The sequence below is a fragment of the Neorhizobium petrolearium genome (assembly GCF_029854435.1).
Lineage (GTDB): Bacteria > Pseudomonadota > Alphaproteobacteria > Rhizobiales > Rhizobiaceae > Neorhizobium > Neorhizobium petrolearium.
This window is the reverse complement of the sequence record NZ_CP123000.1, coordinates 3,664,531-3,684,405: the sequence shown is the minus strand read 5'-3', so window position 1 is coordinate 3,684,405 and position 19,875 is coordinate 3,664,531. Positions and strand designations below refer to the sequence as shown.

15 protein-coding genes are annotated in these 19,875 nt (G+C 63.0%); 11 read left to right on the top strand and 4 right to left on the bottom strand.

Annotation, left to right across the window (positions count from 1 at the left end; translation table 11 throughout):
- Positions 1–82: 82 nt before the first annotated feature.
- The 3 genes from QEO92_RS18130 to QEO92_RS18120 are packed head-to-tail and all read left to right on the top strand — an operon-like array spanning position 83 to position 2,997.
- Entirely contained in the window at positions 83–1,030 is a 948-nt protein-coding gene (locus QEO92_RS18130; protein WP_037152726.1) for a carbohydrate ABC transporter permease, read from the top strand.
- Complete coding sequence (locus QEO92_RS18125; RefSeq protein WP_227703949.1) at positions 1,023–1,904, top strand: carbohydrate ABC transporter permease; 882 nt, start codon at positions 1,023–1,025, stop codon at positions 1,902–1,904. Before QEO92_RS18130 ends, QEO92_RS18125 begins: the two co-directional genes overlap by 8 nt.
- A 22-nt stretch (positions 1,905–1,926) precedes the next feature.
- Positions 1,927–2,997 carry an ABC transporter ATP-binding protein gene (locus QEO92_RS18120; protein WP_227703948.1) on the top strand — a complete coding sequence of 357 codons (1,071 nt, stop codon included), beginning with the start codon at positions 1,927–1,929 and terminating at the stop codon, positions 2,995–2,997.
- Positions 2,998–2,999: 2 nt separating this feature from the next.
- Here QEO92_RS18120 and QEO92_RS18115 read toward each other — a convergent pair whose 3' ends face one another.
- From QEO92_RS18115 to QEO92_RS18100, 4 genes are all read right to left on the bottom strand, one after another.
- Positions 3,000–3,620 carry a nucleoside triphosphate hydrolase gene (locus QEO92_RS18115; protein WP_227705208.1) on the bottom strand — a complete coding sequence of 207 codons (621 nt, stop codon included), beginning with the start codon at positions 3,618–3,620 and terminating at the stop codon, positions 3,000–3,002.
- 50 nt (positions 3,621–3,670) lie between these two features.
- Positions 3,671–5,980, bottom strand: coding sequence for a xanthine dehydrogenase family protein molybdopterin-binding subunit (locus QEO92_RS18110; protein ID WP_227703947.1), 2,310 nt, complete (start codon positions 5,978–5,980; stop codon positions 3,671–3,673).
- Between the two features lie 243 nt (positions 5,981–6,223).
- Positions 6,224–7,948, bottom strand: coding sequence for a M28 family peptidase (locus tag QEO92_RS18105; RefSeq protein WP_227703946.1), 1,725 nt, complete (start codon positions 7,946–7,948; stop codon positions 6,224–6,226).
- Between the two features lie 281 nt (positions 7,949–8,229).
- The gene (locus QEO92_RS18100; RefSeq protein ID WP_037152714.1) at positions 8,230–9,030 is read right to left on the bottom strand and encodes an IclR family transcriptional regulator; all 801 of its coding nucleotides are present in this window, start codon (positions 9,028–9,030) and stop codon (positions 8,230–8,232) included.
- Between the two features lie 280 nt (positions 9,031–9,310).
- Here QEO92_RS18100 and QEO92_RS18095 point away from each other — a divergent pair, with 280 nt between their 5' ends.
- From QEO92_RS18095 to QEO92_RS18060, 8 genes are all read left to right on the top strand, one after another.
- The gene (locus QEO92_RS18095) at positions 9,311–10,963 is read left to right on the top strand and encodes an ABC transporter substrate-binding protein (protein WP_227703945.1); all 1,653 of its coding nucleotides are present in this window, start codon (positions 9,311–9,313) and stop codon (positions 10,961–10,963) included.
- 112 nt (positions 10,964–11,075) lie between these two features.
- Positions 11,076–12,053 (top strand): ABC transporter permease, encoded by a 978-nt coding sequence (locus QEO92_RS18090; RefSeq protein ID WP_037152711.1) that lies wholly within the window; start codon positions 11,076–11,078, stop codon positions 12,051–12,053.
- On the top strand, positions 12,046–12,960 hold the full coding sequence (locus QEO92_RS18085) for an ABC transporter permease (protein ID WP_081952869.1): 915 nt from the start codon (positions 12,046–12,048) through the stop codon (positions 12,958–12,960). Before QEO92_RS18090 ends, QEO92_RS18085 begins: the two co-directional genes overlap by 8 nt.
- Positions 12,957–13,973: an ABC transporter ATP-binding protein gene (locus tag QEO92_RS18080; protein ID WP_227703944.1), complete on the top strand. Its 1,017-nt coding sequence runs from the start codon at positions 12,957–12,959 to the stop codon at positions 13,971–13,973. Before QEO92_RS18085 ends, QEO92_RS18080 begins: the two co-directional genes overlap by 4 nt.
- 5 nt (positions 13,974–13,978) lie before the next feature.
- On the top strand, positions 13,979–14,959 hold the full coding sequence (locus tag QEO92_RS18075; RefSeq protein ID WP_407722120.1) for an ABC transporter ATP-binding protein: 981 nt from the start codon (positions 13,979–13,981) through the stop codon (positions 14,957–14,959).
- Between the two features lie 12 nt (positions 14,960–14,971).
- Complete coding sequence (locus QEO92_RS18070; RefSeq protein ID WP_227703942.1) at positions 14,972–15,979, top strand: NADPH:quinone reductase; 1,008 nt, start codon at positions 14,972–14,974, stop codon at positions 15,977–15,979.
- Positions 15,980–16,022: 43 nt separating this feature from the next.
- Entirely contained in the window at positions 16,023–17,840 is a 1,818-nt protein-coding gene (locus tag QEO92_RS18065; protein WP_227703941.1) for a hydantoinase B/oxoprolinase family protein, read from the top strand.
- Positions 17,827–19,875 (top strand): hydantoinase/oxoprolinase family protein, encoded by a 2,049-nt coding sequence (locus QEO92_RS18060; RefSeq protein WP_227703940.1) that lies wholly within the window; start codon positions 17,827–17,829, stop codon positions 19,873–19,875. The genes QEO92_RS18065 and QEO92_RS18060 overlap by 14 nt, the downstream gene beginning before the upstream one ends.

Genomic DNA, 19,875 nt, shown 5'->3' with positions numbered 1-19,875 from the left:
CGATCGCGGTGCCGGAACGAGTCAGATGTCATTCATGTCATGAGCGACCGCCACCGGCAGTCGGGGAGCCGCGACCATACCGATGAATACGACGTCAATATTGGCCAAATCGCTGCCCGCCTCAGGCGCTGGCATCACCGGCCGAACCAATCGCCGCCGTCGCTCGTTTGCGAAAAGCAAGTGGCCGGTGCTCGTACTCTTCCTGCCGCCGGCTCTCCTGCTGTTCACCGTGCTGGTCATCCTGCCGATGGGGGAGGCTGCCTGGTATTCCTTCTACAACTGGAACGGTTACGGCCTGCCGACCCAATGGGTCGGGTGGCGCAATTATCAGCTTGTTCTGCGCAACAGCGCGTTCATCCAAGCGCTGATCAACAACGGCCTCATCATCCTCGTCTCGCTTGCCTTGCAGATTCCCCTGGCGCTCTGGCTCGCCACCATGGTGACGACCCGCATCCGTGGCGCGCTGTTCTTCCGGCTGATCTTCTTCCTGCCTTATGTGCTGGCCGATGTCGCCGCCGGCATGATCTGGCGCTTCGTCTATGACGGCGATTTTGGCCTCGCCGCCGGTATCGCCCATTTCTTCGGTTTCGAGGCGCCGTTCCTGCTGGCCGACCGCGACACAGCGATGTATGCGATCCTCGCCGTGGTGGTCTGGAAATATTTCGGCTTCCACATGATGCTGTTCATCGCAGGGCTCCAGGCGATCGACAAGAGCGTACTCGAAGCCGCCGATATCGACGGCGCCTCCGGCTGGCAGAAGTTCCGCCTGGTCACCCTGCCGCTGCTCGGTTCCACCGTCCGGCTGTCAGTTTTCTTCGCGGTCGTCGGCTCGCTGCATCTCTTCGACATGATCATGCCGCTCACCGGCGGTGGGCCATCGAACGCCACGCAGACTATCGTGACATTTCTCTACAATTTCGGCGTGACGCGCATGCAGATCGGTTTCGGCAGCGCCGTCGGCGTGATCCTGTTCGTCATCTGCGTGACCCTCGCCTTCAGCTACAAGCGGATATTCATGCGCCATGACTGATATTGCCGCACCACCGATCGACGCAGCAACGGAGCAGACGGGCGGCCGCAGGCTCTCCGTCGGGACCAGGACCTATCTCTATGTCTGCCTGATTGTCGTCGCTGCCCTGGTCATCGTTCCACTCGTGAGCACCGCGCTCGGCGGCTTCAAGACGCTGTCGGATCTGAGGGGCAATCCCTTTGGCCTGCCGTCGGAATGGCAGTGGAGCAATTACGGCGACATCATCACCAGCCAGCGCTACTGGCTGCAGATGGGCAATTCCCTGCTGATCGCCGCGCTCACCGTGTTCCTGACGCTGACATTTGCGGCGATGGCGGCCTTCTGTTTCGCCCATATCCGCTTTTTCGGCTCGGATTATCTGCTGAACTATTTCCTGACCGGCCTGATGTTTCCGGCTGCCACCGCCATATTGCCGCTCTATATCCGCATTCGCGATCTCGGTCTGCTCGACACCTATTGGGGCGTCGTGCTGCCGCAGGTGGCCTTCGGGCTCGGCATGAGCATCATCCTGTTCCGCAACTATTTCCGCGGCCTGCCGGTGGAGCTTTTCGACGCGGCCTTCGTCGATGGCTGCGGCTATTTCGGCTTCTTCTGGCACGTGACGCTGCCATTGTCGCGTCCGATCGTCGCGACCGTCGGCATCATCTCCTTCGTCGGAAGCTGGAACAGCTACATCCTGCCGCTCATCCTGCTGAATTCCGAAAGCCGTTATCCCTGGCCGCTCGGCATCATGGTCTACAAGGGAGAGTTCAGCACCGAATGGCATCTGGTGCTCGCCTTCATCACGCTCACCATCCTGCCGACCATCATCGTCTTTTTTCTCGCTCAGAAGCACATCATCGCCGGTCTCACCGCCGGTGCGGTGAAGTCCTGAGCGCAGGATCGGAGGTATTATCATGGCATCCGTCGAACTCAGGAATGTCCGCAAGGCCTACGGCTCGCTCGAAGTGATCCATGGCGTCTCCCTGTCGATCGAAGACGGCCAGTTCATCGCCCTGGTCGGCCCATCCGGCTGCGGAAAATCGACGCTGCTGCGGATGATCGCCGGGCTTGAAGAGATCACGGCCGGCGATGTCGTCATCGACCATGCGGTCGTGAACGATCTGACGCCGCGCGAACGCAACATTGCCATGGTGTTCCAGTCCTATGCGCTCTATCCACACATGACGGTGGCGGAAAACATGGGTTTCAACCTGCGCCTTTCCGGTGCGCCGAAACCGGTGATCGCCGAACGAGTCAATGAGGCGGCCCGCATGCTCGACCTCATGCCGCTTCTCGATCGCAAGCCGGCCCAACTTTCCGGTGGCCAACGGCAACGCGTCGCTATGGGCCGGGCGATTGTTCGCAACCCTGCCGTCTTCCTGTTCGACGAGCCGCTTTCCAATCTCGACGCGAAGCTGCGTGTGCAGATGCGCTCAGAAATCAAGACGCTTCACCAGAAGGTCGGTACCACCTCGATCTATGTCACCCACGACCAAATCGAGGCGATGACGCTCGCCGACCGCATCGTCGTGCTGAATCAAGGCCGGATGGAGCAGGAAGGTACACCGATGGAACTCTACAAAAAGCCGGCCAATCTCTTCGTCGCCGCCTTCATCGGCTCGCCGGCCATGAACATCCTCGATGGCACGGTAGACGGCGAGGGGGGCGAACCGGCGGCGCGCCTCAGCGACGGGACGGCGATCCGCATCGCGGCGGACCGCAAGGTGAAGCGCGGCCAGGCGATCAAGGTGGGCTTGCGCCCCGAGCACCTGAGCCCCGGTGTGGGCGGGACGGTGCTCGCGGGGCAGACTTTGCTGGTCGAGCCGACCGGGGCGCAGACACATGTGGTCTTCGACCTTGCCGGCCAGCCGGTCGTGGCGATCGTCGACGGCGAATATCCGGCCCGCTACGGCGCGCGGTTTGAGGCCAATATTCCCGCTGAACAGGTGCATGTCTTCGACCGCGAGAGCGGTGTCGCGCTGTAATTTCAGAATATCTCCAGCCGGATATCGGCGGGTCGCGAATTGGCGATGATATAGCGCCCGTTCGGCAGGTCGTTGCCGTCGAGTTTCCATGCGATGCCGGCTTCGTCGAGGCCATGATGGACCCATCGTGCGATGAGCCGTTCTCGCAGCACGTCTTCCGATGGGCCGACAAAGATCGTGAGATCGAACATGTCCTTGAGCCGCGACCAGGGGGCGTGGTCGATCAGCAGGTAATTGCCTTCCGCAAGCACGATATGGGTATCCGGCGAAATCGGGCGAGCCGAGGCGATGGCGATCTCGCGGGACCGATCGAAGACCGGCACCAGCACTTCCTCGTCCGCCTGCCGGACGGCCTTGAGGATGTCGGCAAAGCCGCGAACGTCGAATGTCTCCGGTGCGCCTTTGCGGGGCAGGAGGCCACGCGCGCTCAGAATGCCGTTGTCCATATGGAAGCCGTCCATCGGCAGAATCTCGACGGTTTCTCCGCGAGCGATGAGGGCTTCGCGCAGCGCATCGGCGAAGGTCGATTTGCCGGCGCCCGGCGGTCCAGCAATCGCGACGATGAACCGCCGCCTGTCTTTCGCGCGGTTCATCACGGTTTCAGCAATATCGTCCAGTTTCATCATCCGGCATCCTGCAGGGGACTCATCTCCGGACGATTTTATCGCTTCCGTCAGACGTTGGCACCCGCCGAGTTCAAGGCCGCCCAGACCCTATAGGGCGTTGCCGGCATATCGAACTCTTTGACGCCGGACCGGCGCAGGGCGTCCATCACGGCGTTCATCAGCGTCGGCAGCGCTCCGGTCGTGCCGGCCTCTCCGCCGCCCTTGGCGCCGAGCACGTTGGTGGGCGATGGCGCCGGCATGTCGAAGAAGCGCGGCGTCGGCATGAAGTCGGCGCGCGGCATGAAATAGTCCATGAAAGTGGCGGTCAGGAGCTGGCCGCTTTCGCCATCGTAGACGATCTGCTCGCCGAACACCTGGCCGGCCCCCTGGGCGAGGCCGCCATGCATCTGGCCTTCGAGGAGCGTGTGGTTGATCACATGCCCGGCATCGTCGACGCCGATATAGGAAATGACCCTGGTCTCGCCGGTGCCTGGGTCGATCTCCACTTCCGCGACATGCACGCCGCCCGGAAAATTGCGCTCCGGCTGGATCGACGCCAGCGTGTCGAGCGCATTGCCGTCCTGTGCGGCATTGCGGGCCGCGAGTTCCATAAGCGAAATGGAAAGGTTGGTCCCGGCGACCTTATAGTGGCCGTGGTCGAATTCGATGTCGTTCTCGGACGCTTCCAGCGCGTCCGCTGCGAGCTTGAAACCCTTTCTGACCACTTCGCGGGAGGTAACCGTGAGCGACGCTCCGTGTGAGGCCATGCTGCGCGAACCCATCGTGCCCGCGCCTTTCAGCTTGTGAGGGGCGTGAACACTGTTGGCACGCAGCGTAATCAGGTTCTCGTCGATGCCGAGTTCCTTCGCGACAAGTTGCGGGAACACCGTCTCGTGGCCCTGGCCGGCGGAACCGGAAAGAGTGTAGAGCGTCACGGTGCCGTCGGGCTCGAAGCGGATCTCGGTTTCCTCCGGCATGTGTCCGCCGCCGGATGGCTCGATGAAGATCCCCATGCCGATGCCGCGCAGATTGCCCTGCCTTTCGGACTGTTCCCGACGCGCCTCGAAACCCTTCCAATCTGAAATCGAGACGGCTTCCTCGATCATGGCCATGTAGCTGCCGCTATCGTAGACGGTGGTCGGAGTCTGATAGGGATAGGCGTCATCCGGGATCAGGTTCCTGCGACGGATCTCGACACGGTCCATGCCGATATCGACGGCGGCCTGGTCGACCAGCCGCTCGACCATGTAATTGATGTCGGGGCGTCCCGCGCCGCGATAGGCGGCGATCGGAGAAGTGTTCGTGAAGGCGAGACGGTTGAGTCCGAAGACGGTCGGAATCCGGTAGCAGCCGGTGCCGGTCAGCATCGGGTTCAATATGTTGATCAGCGCGCCCGGCGGCGAGTGATAGGCGCCGAGATCGCACACGACATTCATGCGGATGGCAAGGAACTTGCCGTCTTCGCCGAGCGCAAGCTCGCCGGTGAATTTTACCGCGCGGCCGTGGTAGTCGGCGAGGAAGCTCTCTGTGCGGCTGGCGGTCCAGCGCACCGGGCGACAGAGTTTTTTTGCGGCAAGCATGATCGCCGCATATTCCGGATAGGCGGCGCCGCGGATGCCGAAGCTGCCGCCGACATCGCCCATGTGGTGCCTGACCTTTTCGGGAGGATGGCCGGTGAAACGGGCAAGCCCGTCGGCAAGCCCCGTGCCCTGGCTGGCGGAATAGACGTCGAACCCGTCCGTTTCCGGGTCGTAGGCCGCGATGAAGGATTTGAGCTCCATGGGATTGGCGGCGACGCGCTGCGACTCGACCGTGAGCGTCGAGATATGCGTGGCGCTCGCGAAGGCTGCGTCGGTCGCGGCTTCGTCGCCAAATCCATGCAGGAAAACGAGATTACCCGGCACATCATCGAAGATCTGCGGCGCACCGTCATCAAGAGCCGCCTCGGGGCCGACGACGGCCGGCAATTCCTCATATTCGATGGAGATCAGTTCGATCGCGTCGGCCGCCGCATCGGCACTGTCGGCCACCACGATCGCGACCGGTTCGCCGACGAAGCGCACGCGGTCGGTCGAAAGGGCATAGCGGGCAGGCGCCCTGATCTTCATGCCGTCGACGCCGGGAAAGGTGACCAGCGGTCCGGGGGCGATCAGGTTCGCTTCGAGCGCGTCCTTGCCCGTCAGTACGAGACGGACGCCGGGTGCTTCCAGAGCCGCATTTGCATCGATCGAAACGATGCGTGCATGCGGCAGGTCCGCCCGCAAGAAGGCGGCGTGGAACTGGCCTTCCAATATATTGTCGGCGGTATACACGCCTTGTCCGGTCACAAGTCTCATGTCTTCCCGGCGGCCGGTGAAGACCTCATGATCACTGCTCAAAACACTCTCCCATGCCGGCCAGGTCCGGGCCGAACTTTTCTGCAAGATTCAACTGCGAAGCAGGCATCGGACGAGATTCCGCCCGGCCTTCCCGCCCTGTCCCGGAGGCCGACGCTAAAGGAAGAATTCAACTCTGACAAATGTCATTTTATGACGTGATCGCATCCTTTGCGGATTGTCGCCAGCGAAGGAAAAGCCCGCGCCGGCCAAGCCAGCGCGGGCTTTCGGTTCTTCAGGTCGTGATCAGGCAGCGGAGCGGACGAGTTCCTCGGCTTGGCGCAGAGCGGCGATGATGCGGTTCTGGCCGCGCACGAGTTGCGTCCTGGCGAAACCATGCCTGGCCGGATCGAGCTTGTCGAAATCGGCGGCCGTCGAGATCGCCGGTAGTTCCGGGATCGGCAGGGCCGGATCGTGGCGGAAACGCTGTTCGCGGGTGAAGTTGAGCGGCACGAGGATGCGGGCCAGACGCTGGATCACGCGGTTGGCCTCTTTCGCTTCCACCTTGCCGGCGTCGATACCGGCATAGAAGGCGGCGAGTGCCGCGCCGAGCTGTTCCACCGCCTTGCGGGTCGGAGAGAGGTCGAAGCGGTCGCCGGCCTTCTTCTGGTAGGTGTCGACCGTGTGGAGGAATTCCTTCGCCGTCGCGCGCCAGTCGAAGGGCAGGATCTTCGCATTGGCGTTGCGCAGCACGGCGAGCAGGTAGACCTTGATGTCGCGCAGAAGGATGTCCTTGTCGGCGATTTCCAGCGTGTCGTTCTCGGTGTGCCAGGCGATGTTGCCGCCGCAACCGCCGACCGTATAGTAGCCCTTCTCCTCGCGGTCGCGGTCGGCCATGGTGGAAGACAGCATCAGGTAGCTCGAAAGACCTATATTGTTGAAGGAATAGTCGCCGGCGCGGTGCGGGCGCTCGCCTTCCGCTTTTTTGCCGGCCACCTCTTCGATGACGTCAGAGAGAAAGGCTTCCGTCTCGCTCATCATGCAGAGGTTGATGAACTCTGTCGCCCAGCGGCAGCCGGGGCTGTCGCAATTGACCGAGGCGACGCAATTCTCGTCGAGGTCGAGCGCGAAATTATCCGAGAACCAGGTGGAGCCGGCATAACGGCCGGTCGAATGGCCGGGCCACCAGCAGATGCGCACCGAGCGCTTCAGCTTGTCGCGGTTTTCCCAAAGGACGCGGGCGATTTCGAGGAGGGTTGCATCGCCGGTGGCGTTGTCGCCGACGCCGACGTCCCAGCTATCGAGATGCCCATGCAGCAGGATGTATTTTTCCGGCTCCTCCGTGCCCTTGATGAAGACTTCCGGCAACTTGGAGGTGAACCACCCCTCTTCCATGTCGGTGAAAACCGTAACTTCGGTTCCGCTTCCGGCAAGCTCGATGAGTGCGTCGCCGCTCTCCCGGTTGACGGCAACGGCCGGGATGGAGGGTTTGCGCGGCAGGTCGTCAAGGTCCGGTGTGCCCCAGACGGTGGTGCAGATGCCCCAATGGATATCGACGCCGGGGTTGATGGCGATGACGCCGATCGCCCCCAGTTCCGTGAATTGCGAGACAAGGCCGGGATTGGCGAAACCTTCGGAGAGAACGATCTTGCCGCGCACCCGTGCCGCGAGGTTGTCCGTGTCCTCGACGGCCTTCTCGAACATGGTCGAGATCGCCTTCGGCTGGAGGCTCGCGATATAGACCAGTTCGCCCTTCACGCCGGCCTTGGCGTCCTTCGCGTAGGCTGGCGGTTTGGCACGAAAGGTCTTATCCCCGGCCTCGACGCGGGCAAGCCCCGGAAGGCTCAGGTAGAGGTTCGGCTCGTGCATGGTCACATCGACACCGTGCTTCTTCAGCCGCGCGGCCACCTCGTCCATGCCACGGTTCACGTCGGTTGGATGCTCGCGCTTGTAGGTCGAGAAGCTCTCGATCAGCGCCCAAGGCTCGTCCAGTTTCACCGCTCCCAGAACGGCGGATTCGGTCTCGTTCATCTCCGGTACTCCCCAAATTGTTTTATTAGATGAAACGTCGTTTCATAAAACGAGGAGACGCTAACAGAGGTTTTCCGACCCTGCAAGCGGGTTTGGAGGGCGAGAAATCGCACTCGAGCGCCGTGCGTCCTTTTGGACGCACATAGGACGCTCGATATCTTTGAATCTGCGCATCGTGTTTTCCAAAAATCGATTCCGATTTTCGGGCCGATGCGCCGGCGAAAATGGGCGCCAAGGCGCCCGAATTTCCTGAAGTGACGAAGAGGAGCGATCTGCAGAGTTCAAGCAGTTGATGTCATGCGTCCACTTTCGCCGGGCCCATGAATGGAAAGGCGTTCGGAAATCTCGGCGGCGGCCTCCAGCGCCGCGTTCAGATAGCTCTCCCGGCGTTCCTCGTCGAAACGGACCACCGCGCCGGCGACGGAGATCGAGGCGATGACGGCGCCGTCCGCTCCCCTGATTGGTGCCGCCACCGAGAAGGCGCCGTCGTCGAGATCATTGAGTACGATGTTGTAGCCGTTCGCCCGGATGCGTTCGAGGATCTGCAGCAGTTTCGCCCGATCTGTCACCGTGTGCGGGGTGAAGGCTTCGAGTGGCTGGGCCAGAACGGTGTCGATCACGGAGGGATCGGCATGGGCGAGCAGGAGCAGCGATCCGCCGCCGGCGTGCAACGGACCGTTGCGTCCTGCCTGGGCGAAGAGGCGGATCGAATGCCGGCCTGCCCGCGTCGCCAGCACATAGCTCTTCAGCCCTTCCCGGACGACGAGGTTGATGTTTTCCGACGTCTTGTCACGCAGCGCGTCCATGACCGGCCGGGCTGCATGCAGCAAGGCGCCATCCTTGCCGAGCCGCTCGCCGAGTACACCAATGCGGTAGCCGAGCGAATATTCGGCGCGTTCCGCATCCCGTGACACGAAGCCGCGGTCCTCCAGCGTATGCAGCAGCCGGAAGACGAGCGACTTGGTCATGCCGAGCGATTTCGCAAGCGAGGTGACACCCTGTTCGGGACGATCGGCCAGCGCTTCCAAAAGCGCAAGAGCCCGATCCACGGCTGCGATCTTGTAATCCTTGGTTTCGGTCATCGGGTGTGTCCTCCGGCATGTGAAATGGATTGCTTCAAGCTTCTTGCAATCTTCTGGGAATGTGATTTACTCGTTTGCAATGCGAAACGATGTTTCACGGAATAAAACAAAGCGCGTCGCGATGCAATTGCCTCAGGCGTGCTGATGATGAAATCTGTGGATTAGAATTTCCTTCGGTGCGCGCGATGCGTGTCGGTGATGATTTCAAAGTTCGCAAAGCAAGGGGGAGATAACCCTTGCCAACAAAGAGAATAGTCAAGCTATTCAGAGGAGAACAACGATGAAGTCCTTTTTGAGAACCGCATGTGCGGCAATGATGGTGAGTGCCTTGGCCTTGCCTGCCTTTGCCGGCGATCCAATCCGCAAGATCACCATCCTGTCACGCCCGCAGGCCGGCCAGCAGGCCGAATTCCAGTCCGTCCAGCTCATCGCCCAGGAATGGCGCAAGCTCGGCCTCGATGTCGAGGTCAAGGCGATGCCCTGGGAGCAGATGTCTGATGTCGTCTGGTACAAGCGCAACGACTGGGATTCGACCGCCTGGCAGATGGTCGGCCGGCCCGAGCGTTCCGATCCGGACGAGCTCGTCTTCAACCTCTTCCATTCATCGACCGCCGAGAACGGCTACAATTTCGCGGGCTATCTGAACAAGGATTACGACGCGACGGCGGAAGCCCAGCGCGGCGAGATCGATCCGGACAAGCGCAAGGCGCTCGTCTACAAGGCACAGGAGATCCTCGACAAGGATCAGCCCTATATGATGCTGGTGCATCCGAAATCGACCTTCGCCTTCGACAAGACGGTCTGGAAGCCGGAATCGGTCGTCAACCAGAGCGGCATCGGCATCCGCAACACCTGGACCTTCCTGGGCATTGAGCCGGCCGGCGCCAAGAAGGATCTGATCATCAATTCATCCGACAATATAAAGGCGATCAACCCCCTCTATATCTCGGGCAGCGTCGACAGCTGGATCACCGAACTCGTCTGGGACCGCCTCCTGCGTGTCGGGCCGGACGGTCTGCCGAAGCCGTGGGCTGCCGAAAGCTTCACCTGGAAGGACGCGACTACGGTCGACGTGAAGCTCAAGTCGGGCATGAAGTGGCATGACGGCAAGCCGGTCACGCCGGAAGACGTGAAGTTCTCCTTTGAGGCTGCTGTCGGCGGCGAAGCGCCGATGTACAAGCCTTTCGCCACCAATATCGACTCGATCGCCATCAACGGCGACGTCGTCACCTTCAAGCTGAAGAAGCCGGCAGCCTCCTTCGTCACCTCCAGCCTCGCCAAGGTCAATCTGATCCCGAAGCATGTCTGGGAGCCGATCCTCAAGGATCTCGCCGCGAAGCCGGAAACCGCCGAAAGCTATCAGGAGCAGATGCCGATCGGCTCCGGCCCGTTCAAGTTCGTCTCCTGGGCAAAGAACGAGTCCGTCACGCTTGCGGCGAACAAGGATCACTTCAATCCGCCGAAGGTCGATCGCTGGATCCTGCGCATCGTTCCCAATGCGGAAGCCGCACTCGGCATGCTGCGTTCGGGCGAAGTCAACTTCATGGGCGAGTTCACCGGCGATCCGCAAGTGCTGATCGATGCCGCCAAGAAGGACGGCGACCTGGAAGTCGTGTCGACCGTCGACATGGGCTTCCGCTACATCGCGTTCAACGAGCGCCGTCCGCCCTTCAACGACCCGGCCTTCCGCCGTGCGCTTTCCGAAGCGGTCGACCGTCAGCTGATCGTCAAGGCCGCCTATCGCGGCTTCGCGGTCGCCTCGAACTCCATCGTCTCGCCGGCGCTTGAGTTCTGGCATGACAAGTCGGTGGTCGATGGTTTCAAGGCCGGCCATGACGTTGCAGCCAAGACCTTGAAGGACGCTGGCTATACGCTCGAAGGTGGCAAGCTCCACTATCCGGGCGACACCAAGGAAGCCTTGGCAGCCAATTGATCCTTCGCGGAGGCGGCGCTCCTCCCGCGCCGTCTCCTCCCTGCCTGACGCTTGACATTGGCGACCTCGCATTCCTCCCGAGGGGCCGAGCCAAGAGAAGGAAGTTTATGAGATGACCAATTTCAAGGCGGTGGGCAGCAGGCTGCTGCAGCTCGCTCTTGTCCTGTGGGCGGTGGTGACCATCCTCTTTCTGATGTTCCGGCTGATGCCGGGCAATCCGATGGCTGCCTATATCGACCCGACATTCACGCTGGAACAGCAGCAGCAGCTCATGGCCCAGTTCGGGCTCGACAAGCCGCTCTGGCAGCAATACCTGATCTATCTCGGAAATCTCCTGCAGGGCGAGCTCGGCCAGAGCTTTCGCTATCGCGAGCCGGTCGGTGAGCGCATCTGGACGCTCTTGCCCAACACGCTGGTGCTGACCTTTTCCTCGCTGATCATCGCTTACGCTTTCGGCATCCTGGCCGGTGCCTATCTCGCGTGGCGGCGCGGAAGCTTCATCGAGCAGGCCGCCATTCCCGCGGTGCTCACTACCCGCGCCATGCCGGAATTCTGGCTCGGCATGGTGCTGCTCGCCATCTTCTCGTTCTCGCTCGGCTGGTTCCCGGCAGGCGGCACGCGCGCTCCAGGAGCGGAATATTCCGGTTTCCTTGACCTCTATACGTCCCGCGACTTCCTTTCGCACCTGATCCTTCCGGCCGCGACGCTGGCGATCTACAGCCAGGGCCTGCCGCTTCTCCTGATGCGCTCCAACATGCTGGACGTGATGAAGGAGGATTTCGTCACCATGGCGCGCATCAAGGGCCTGTCGAACTGGACGGTCGTTGTGCGCCACGCGGCCCGCAACGCACTTCTGCCGGTGATGACTTCCTTTGCGATTGCCGTCGGCTACCAGCTTCAGGGCAATGTCGTCGTCGAATCCGTTTTCTCCTGGCCGGGGCTCGGCCGCGAACTGGTGAATGCGGTCGCCGCTTCGGACTATCCGCTGGCGCAGGGCGCCTTCCTGATGATCGCGCTGGTCGTCATTTTGATGAACCTGCTTGCCGACCTGCTCTACGCCGTTCTCGATCCGAGGGTTTCCCATGCCTGAGATCGCCGCACCCGCAATCATCAAGCCGAGGCGCCCCAATATCCTTGCCCGGATGTTCCGCGCGCTGAGACTGCCGGTGAACGACCCGTTCGCCGTCGCCGGCCTTGTCATCTATTTCGTCTTCATCGTGACGGCGGTGTTTGCCGACCAGATCGCCACGCATGATCCGACGGAAATCCTCTACACGCCTTCCTACGATCTGGCGGCGGACCTCCGGCCGGGGCAGGACGGTTTCCTGATGGGGACCACCAGCCTCGGCCGGGACATCTTCTCGCAGCTCGTTTACGGCAGCCGTTCCGCGCTGCTGATCGGTGTGACCGCCGCCTTCATGGTGGCGCTGATCGGCTCGATCATCGGCCTCATCGCCGGCTATTTCGGCCGCTGGGTGGATGCCGTGCTGATGCGGCTTGCCGATATCGCCTTCGGCATCCCGTTCCTGCCTTTCGTCATCGTGCTTGCCGCCTTCCTGCAGCCGTCCATCTGGAACGTCGTGATCGCGATGGCGCTGGTGCTTTGGCGCGACACGGCACGCGTCATTCGCAGCCAGGTGCTGACGCTGAGGACGCGCGGCTACGTGGAAGCGGCGCGAGTGGCTGGATCGTCCGATTTCAAGATCATCCTGCGCCATATCGCGCCGAACATCCTGCCGCTCTCCTTCCTTTACGGCTCGATCGCGATCGGCTGGGCGATCCTGACGGAAGCGTCGATCAGCTTTCTCGGCTTCGGCGACCCGGATTCGATCAGCTGGGGTTACATGCTGCAGGATGCGTTCGCGAGCCAGGCGCTCGCCAAGCAGGCCTATTACTGGTTCGTGCCGCCCGGCATCTGCATCATCCTCGTCGTCAGCGCGGGTTTCTTCGTCACCCGTGGTTATGAGAACATCCTTTTCCCGAAGTTGAACCGATGACAGAACCCCTCCTTTCCGTCCGGAACCTGCGGGTGAGCTATCAGGTGGGACGCAGTTTCGTCCATGCCGTGGATGGCGCGAGCTTCGACATCCCGAAGGGCTCGATTACCGGCCTGGTCGGTGAATCCGGCTGCGGCAAGACCACCGTAGCCCGTGCCCTGACGCGGGTGATCGCCGACAATGCAGCGATCACGGGCGGTGAGATCCTGTTCGAGGGCAGGAACCTCGCCAAGCTGCCCGAAAAGGAAATGAACGCGCTCAGATGGCGCGACATCGCCTTCGTGCCGCAGAGCGCCATGAACTCGCTCGACCCGGTCTATACGGTCGAATACCAGCTCGGCGAGGTGCTGCGCCGTCGCGGCGGCATGGGCCGCAAACAGGCCCGCGCACGTTCCGAGGAACTGTTCGAAATGGTCGGCATCGATGCCAACCGTCTGGACGATTATCCGCACCAGTTCTCCGGCGGCATGCGCCAGCGCGTGGCGATCGCCTTGGCTTTGGCGCTCGACCCGAAACTGATCATTGCCGATGAGCCGGTGACAGCGCTCGATGTCATCGTGCAGCGGCAAATTCTCGACCAGCTCAAGGAACTGCAGGTGCGGCTCGGCCTCTCTGTCATCCTCGTCACGCACGACATTTCGGTCGTCGCCTATATCTGCGACCGCACGGTTGTCATGTATGCCGGCAAGGTGGCGGAGTCGGGAACCATGCAGGCGGCGCTGACCGCCCCCTCGCACCCCTATACGATGGGCCTGCGCAACGCCTTTCCGGACCTGCAAGGTGCTGCTTCCGGCGTGCTGACGCCGATCGAAGGCGCGCCGCCCAATCTAGCCAATCCGCCAGCCGGCTGCCGCTTCAAGCCGCGCTGTCCCTTCGCGCTTGATCTCTGCGGCTCGGAGCCGCCGGTAATCGACGTCGCGCCGGGGCATCCCGTGCTCTGCCATCGCGCACGTGAAAGCGCCGCCTTGCGTATCGAAGCCGCCAAGACGGAGACCTGGATGGCCCGCGCATGAATATCGTGACCAAGAAGCCGGAAGTCCTCGTTTCCGTCCATGAGGCCAGGCTGCATTATCAGGTCGGCGGCGCGTTTGCCGCAATGCGCGGCAAGTCGACCGTGGTCAAGGCGGTCGACGGTGTCACCTTCGATATCCGCCGCGGCGAAAGCGTCGGCCTGCTCGGCGAATCCGGCTGCGGCAAGACCTCGATGGGCAGGCTGCTGCTGAAGCTCGAAGACACGACCGGCGGCTCGATCCATTTCGACGGCGAGGAGCTTGGCGAGGTTCGCCGCCATCGGCTGAAGAAGTTCCGCTCGCGGGCGCAGCTCATATTCCAGAACCCGTTCGATGCGATCAATCCGCGTTTCACCATCCGCGCGACGCTGTCGGAGCCGCTGGAGAATGCCGGCATTCCGCGGTCGGAACGTGAAGATCGCATCGTCAAGGCGCTGGAACTCGTGCGCCTGCCGGAGCCGGAGCAATTCCTTGACCGCTACCCGCATCAGCTTTCCGGCGGCCAGCTGCAGCGCGTCGTGATGGCGCGGGCGCTCATCCTGCAGCCGGAATTCGTGGTGGCCGACGAGCCGGTCTCGATGCTGGACGTTTCCGTCCGCGCCGGCGTGCTCAACGTCTTCCGCGACGTTCGCGACAGACTGGGCCTCACCGCCATCTATATCAGCCACGACCTGGCACTGGTGCGCTACGTCTGCGAGCGGACGATCGTCATGTATCTCGGCCGGATCATGGAAGACGGCTCGACCGAGGATATCGTCCGCGAGCCGTTGCATCCTTACACCAAGGCGCTGGTTGCCGCCGTGCCGGTTCCCAACCCCGACCAGAGCCATGATCCGCTGCCGATCGGCCGCGGCGCACCCGACCCGCGCAATCCGCCGTCCGGCTGCGTCTTCCGCGACCGGTGTCCTTCGGCGCACGCGCGCTGCGCTTCCGAAGTGCCCGAGCCGCGGCCTGTGGGATCGCGCCTCGTGGCCTGCCATCTGTTCTGATTGGAGTTGTTGATGCTGGCAGCCTTTTACACACGCACCGGTCCTGCCGCGGAAGTCCTCTCCGTCGGCGAGATGGCGCCGCCCGTCGCCGACCCAGGCGAAGTGTTGGTGCGGGTGCATGCCTCTGGCATCAATCCCGCCGACGTGAAGCGGCGCGGCGGCTGGCGCAGCATGGGCATGGATCACCCATTGATCATCCCGCACACTGACGGCGCGGGCCAGATCATTGCAGTCGGCGAAGGTGTCGATCGGGACCGGATTGGCGAGCGGGTGTGGTTGTGGAATGCGCAGGGCGGATACGGCGAGGCGGGTCGCGCCTTTGGCACCGCCGCCGAGTTCATCGCCATCGCATCGCATCAGGCGGTGAAGCTTGCCGATAGCCTGAGTTATGCGGAGGGCGCCAATCTCGGCGTTCCGGCGATGACCGCCCACCGCGCTGTCTTCGCCGATGGCCCGGTCGCCGGCCAGACGATCTTCGTGAACGGCGCGGCCGGTGCAGTTGGCCATTTCGCGGTGCAGATGGCGGTTGCTGGCGGTGCGCGGGTGATCGGTACCGTCAGCAATCAGGAAGCTGCGGCCCATGTGATGGATGCCGGCGCTTTCGCCACCATCGACCGCAAAATGGAAGATGTCGCGATGCGTGTTCTTGAACTGACGGAAGGGCAGGGCGTCGACCGTATCGTCGAGGTGGATTTTGGCGCCAACCTGGAACTCGACGCGGTCGTGCTGAAGCGCAATGGCACCGTCGCCGCCTATTCTTCGTCCAGCAATCCGACGCCGGTGCTTCCCTATTACGCCTTCGCCAGCAAGGGCGCCAACCTGTGTTTCATCCAGGGTTTTCTGATCCCCGAAGATCAGCGGCTGGCCGGCGAAAAGGTGATCGCCGAGATGGCCGATACCGGCCGGCTCAGCGTCGGGATCGGCGCGACGTTTCCGCTTCGAGACATCGCCAAGGCTCATGAGCGCGTCGAGCGCGGCGGCCTCGGCAATGTCGTCGTCCTGATCAAGGGTGAACCGTGAGCCCTGATCCATCCATTCCAAAGCATTCACCGAGGTGACCCAAATGTACAATCCCCAAGAGCGTACGAAACCAGAAGGGACCGTCTGCGATCCCGTCTCGCTCGAAATCATCCGCGGCGCAATCGCCGCCGCCCAGTCGGAAATGGAGGCGCTGCTCGAGCGCACGGCGATCTCCGCTTTCATCCGCGAGAAGAAGGATTTTTATACCGCGCTCTTCGACGGCAACGGCGTGATGGCGGTGGGCTCCATGGTGCCGGTCTTCGGCGACATGACAGGCCCCGTCTTTGACAAGTTCCCGGCCGATACGATGAAGCCGGGCGATCTCTACTGGTACAATGACTGCTACGGTTCGCGCGGCGCGGTTTCCCACTCCAACGACCAGGTGCTGCTGGCGCCGGTCTTCAAGGATGGCAAGCGCTGCGCCTTCGTGATGAGCTGGGCGCATTTCGCCGATATCGGCGGCATGCGGCCGGGCTCGATCAGCCCGGATGCCACCGACATCTACCAGGAAGGCATCATTATTCCGGTCACCAAGCTGATCGACCAGGGCGTCACCAATGAGGCGACGCTTTCGATCTTCCACCGCAATTCCCGCTTCCCGGAGCAGAGCATCGGCGACATGCGGGCGCTGATGGCGAGTGTCGAAGTGGGCGTCAAGCGCATCGGCGAAATCCTCGACCGGTTCGACGCGCAAGTCGTTGAGGACGCGCTGGCGCAATTGCTGACACGCACCCGCAAGCTGGTGCGTGCCAAGCTCGCCGAGACCTTCGACTACGGCACGCACAAGTTCACGGATGCGATCGATACGGACGGTCACGGCAACGGCCCCTATAAGATGCGCTTTGCGCTGACCCGCGAGAAGGGGGCCGATGGCGAGGACCGGTTTATCTTCGATGCGACCGAATCCGACGATCAGGCGCCCGGGCCTGTCAATTTCCTGATGAATCGCGGTGTGCCAGGCATGGCGCTCGGTCTCTTCTATCTCGGCGGCGATCCGGCACAGGTCTGCAACGCCGGTGGTCCGCAGGCGCTGCACGACGTGAAGCTCAGGCAGGGCTCTTTCCTGCAGCCGAACTTTCCGGCCTCGCTCGGCATGCGTGGCCTCACGATGATGCGCGTGCTTTCAGCACTGAACGGTCTGGTCAATTCGGCGGGTGGCAGGGCGCCGGCCTCCAACTCGGCCTATGTCATCACCATCATGCGCGGCAACTACAGGGACGATGCGGGCGGGCTGCAACGCTTCCTGCTCGCCGACGGCATCGGCGTCGGCTACGGCGCGCGACCGGATGCGGACGGCATCGATGCCGTCTATTTCGTGGCGCAGGAAAACTATCCGGTCGAATTCCTCGAAGTGGGGTATCCGGTCAGGCTCCGGACCTATGGCATCGTCAGGGATTCCGGTGGTGCAGGCCAGTTCCGCGGCGGCTGCGGCATCATCCGGGAATACGAGATCCTCGCGGAGGACTTGTTGCTGGCCGTGCGCATCGACAGCGTCAAGAACCCGCCTTGGGGCATCCATGGCGGCATGGGCGGCGGCACCGGCCGCGTCACCGTCAATCCCGGCAAGCCGGGTGAGCGTATCCTTGCACCGCTTTCCGACGGCAACAAGCTCGTCAAGGGCGATATCCTGCGCATGGAAACGGGCGGCGGCGGCGGCTACGGCCATCCCTTCGACCGCAGGCTCGATGCTGTCCTCGAAGACGTGCTGGGCGGTTTCGTCAGCGCCGAGGCGGCAGAGCGTCTCTACGGAGTCGTCATGAACGGCAACAGGATCGATGAGGCCGCCACCGCAGCCCTTCGCGCCGATCGCCCCGCCACCCGTGCATTCCATCGTCAGGAGTATGTCGATGTCCTCGCTTGAAATGTCCGTTGATACGTCCCTTTCCGTTGCAGTCGATATCGGCGGCACTTTTACCGACGTCGCCCTTCTGGATCGGGCGACCGGCAAGGTCTGGCGGGCAAAGACGCCGAGCGTGCCCTCCGATCCTTCTGAAGCCTTCCTGAACGGCATCCGGCTTGCACTCGCCGATGCGGGCCGTGAGGCCGCCTCGCTCGGCCAGGTTCTGCACGGCACGACGGTCGCCACCAACATGATCCTCGAAGACAAGGGTGCCCGCACGGCGCTCGTCACCACGCGCGGCTTCCGCCACGTTCTGGCGATCGGCCGGCAGGACATTCCCCGCAAGGCGAACCTCTATACCTGGGTAAAGCCGGAACGGCCGGTGCCGGCCTCGCGGATCGTCGAGATCGACGAGCGTATCGGCGCCGGCGGCGCGATTCTCGACGCGCTCGACGAGGCGAGCGTGCGTACCGCTGCGGACGCGATCCGCGGCATGGATGTCGAGGCGGTCGGCGTCTGCCTGCTGCATGCCTTCGCCAACCCGGTTCACGAGAAACGCGCGGCGGAGATCCTGCGCGAAGAGCTGCCGAATCTGGCTGTCACCACCTCGACCGACGTTCTGCCCGTCGTGCGCGAGTTCGAGCGGACGCTGACGACGGTGCTGAACGCCACCGTCATGCCGGGCGTCACCACCTATGTCGGGCGTCTTGAAAAGCGGCTCACGGACGAAAAGGTCGCCGCGCCTTTGCTCCTCATGCAGTCAAACGGTGGGGTGGCGGGGGCGGCGACCATCCGCCAGGCGCCGGCGTTGACGGCGCTTTCCGGTCCCGCCGCCGGCGTGGTCGGGGCGCGCTCGGTCGCGGCCGCCTGCGGCATCAAGGACATCATCACCGTCGATATCGGCGGCACGAGCGCCGATATCTGCCTGATCAAGGACGGCAGGATCGGCCTCACCCAGAACGGCAAGGTGGGCGAATGGCCGTTGCCGCTGCCCATGGTCGACATGGTGACGATCGGCGCCGGCGGCGGATCGATCGCCAAGGTGAGCGACCACACGCTTTCCGTCGGCCCGCAGAGCGCCGGTGCCCGTCCGGGGCCGGCAGCTTACGGACATGGCGGTGAGAACCCGACGGTCACCGATGCGCATGTCGTTCTCGGCCATCTGCCGGCGCGGCTTCTCGGCGGCCGCATGGCGCTCGACGTCGAAGCCGCCCGCAAGGCGGTGGACGACAAGGTCGCCGGTCCGCTCGGTCTTTCGACTGCGACGGCCGCTCGCGGTATCCTCGCCATCGTTGACAACCACATGGTGGGTGCGGTGCGGGTCGTTTCCGTCGAGCGCGGCCATGACCCGCGGGACTTCACCCTGGTGCCCTTCGGGGGCGCCGGTCCGCTGCATGGCTGCTCGCTCGCCGAACTGCTCGGGATTTCCCGCGTCATGATTGCCCCGGCGCCGGGCATCCTCTGCGCCGACGGTCTGCTTGCCGCCGATCTCAAGGCCGAATTCAGCCGCACCCTGCCCAGGGCCGGCGCGGTGGACATGGATGTCGCCAACGGCATCATATCCGATCTGAAGGATCAGGCGATCGCCTGGTTCGAGGCGGAGGGCGTGGCCGAGAAGGATCGGCGTATCCAGACCGTGGCGCTTCTGCGCTATCACGGCCAGGGCGGCGAACTCGCGGTCGCCTGGGGCGAGAGCCGCGAGGCGGTGGAAGCTGCCTTTGCCGCCGAGCACAAGGCGCTTTACGGCTTCACGCTGGATACCTCGATTGAGCTTGTGACGTTGCGCGTCGAGGCCGCCGGCATGACGCATGAGCCGCCCCCGGCGAGGCTGGAAGCCGGTTCGGCCGTCACACCCTTCGGCCATGTGCCGGTGCATTTCGAAAGCGGTGTTGCGAGCGTTCCGGTCGTGGATCGTGCGACGCTCGGTGCCGGCGCCACGTTCAAAGGCCCGATGATCCTCACCCAGCTCGACACGACGACGCTTGTCGCGCCCGGCTGGACAGGTACTGTGCACCCTTCGGGCGCGCTTCTTCTCACAGCCAGGCAGGATGCATGA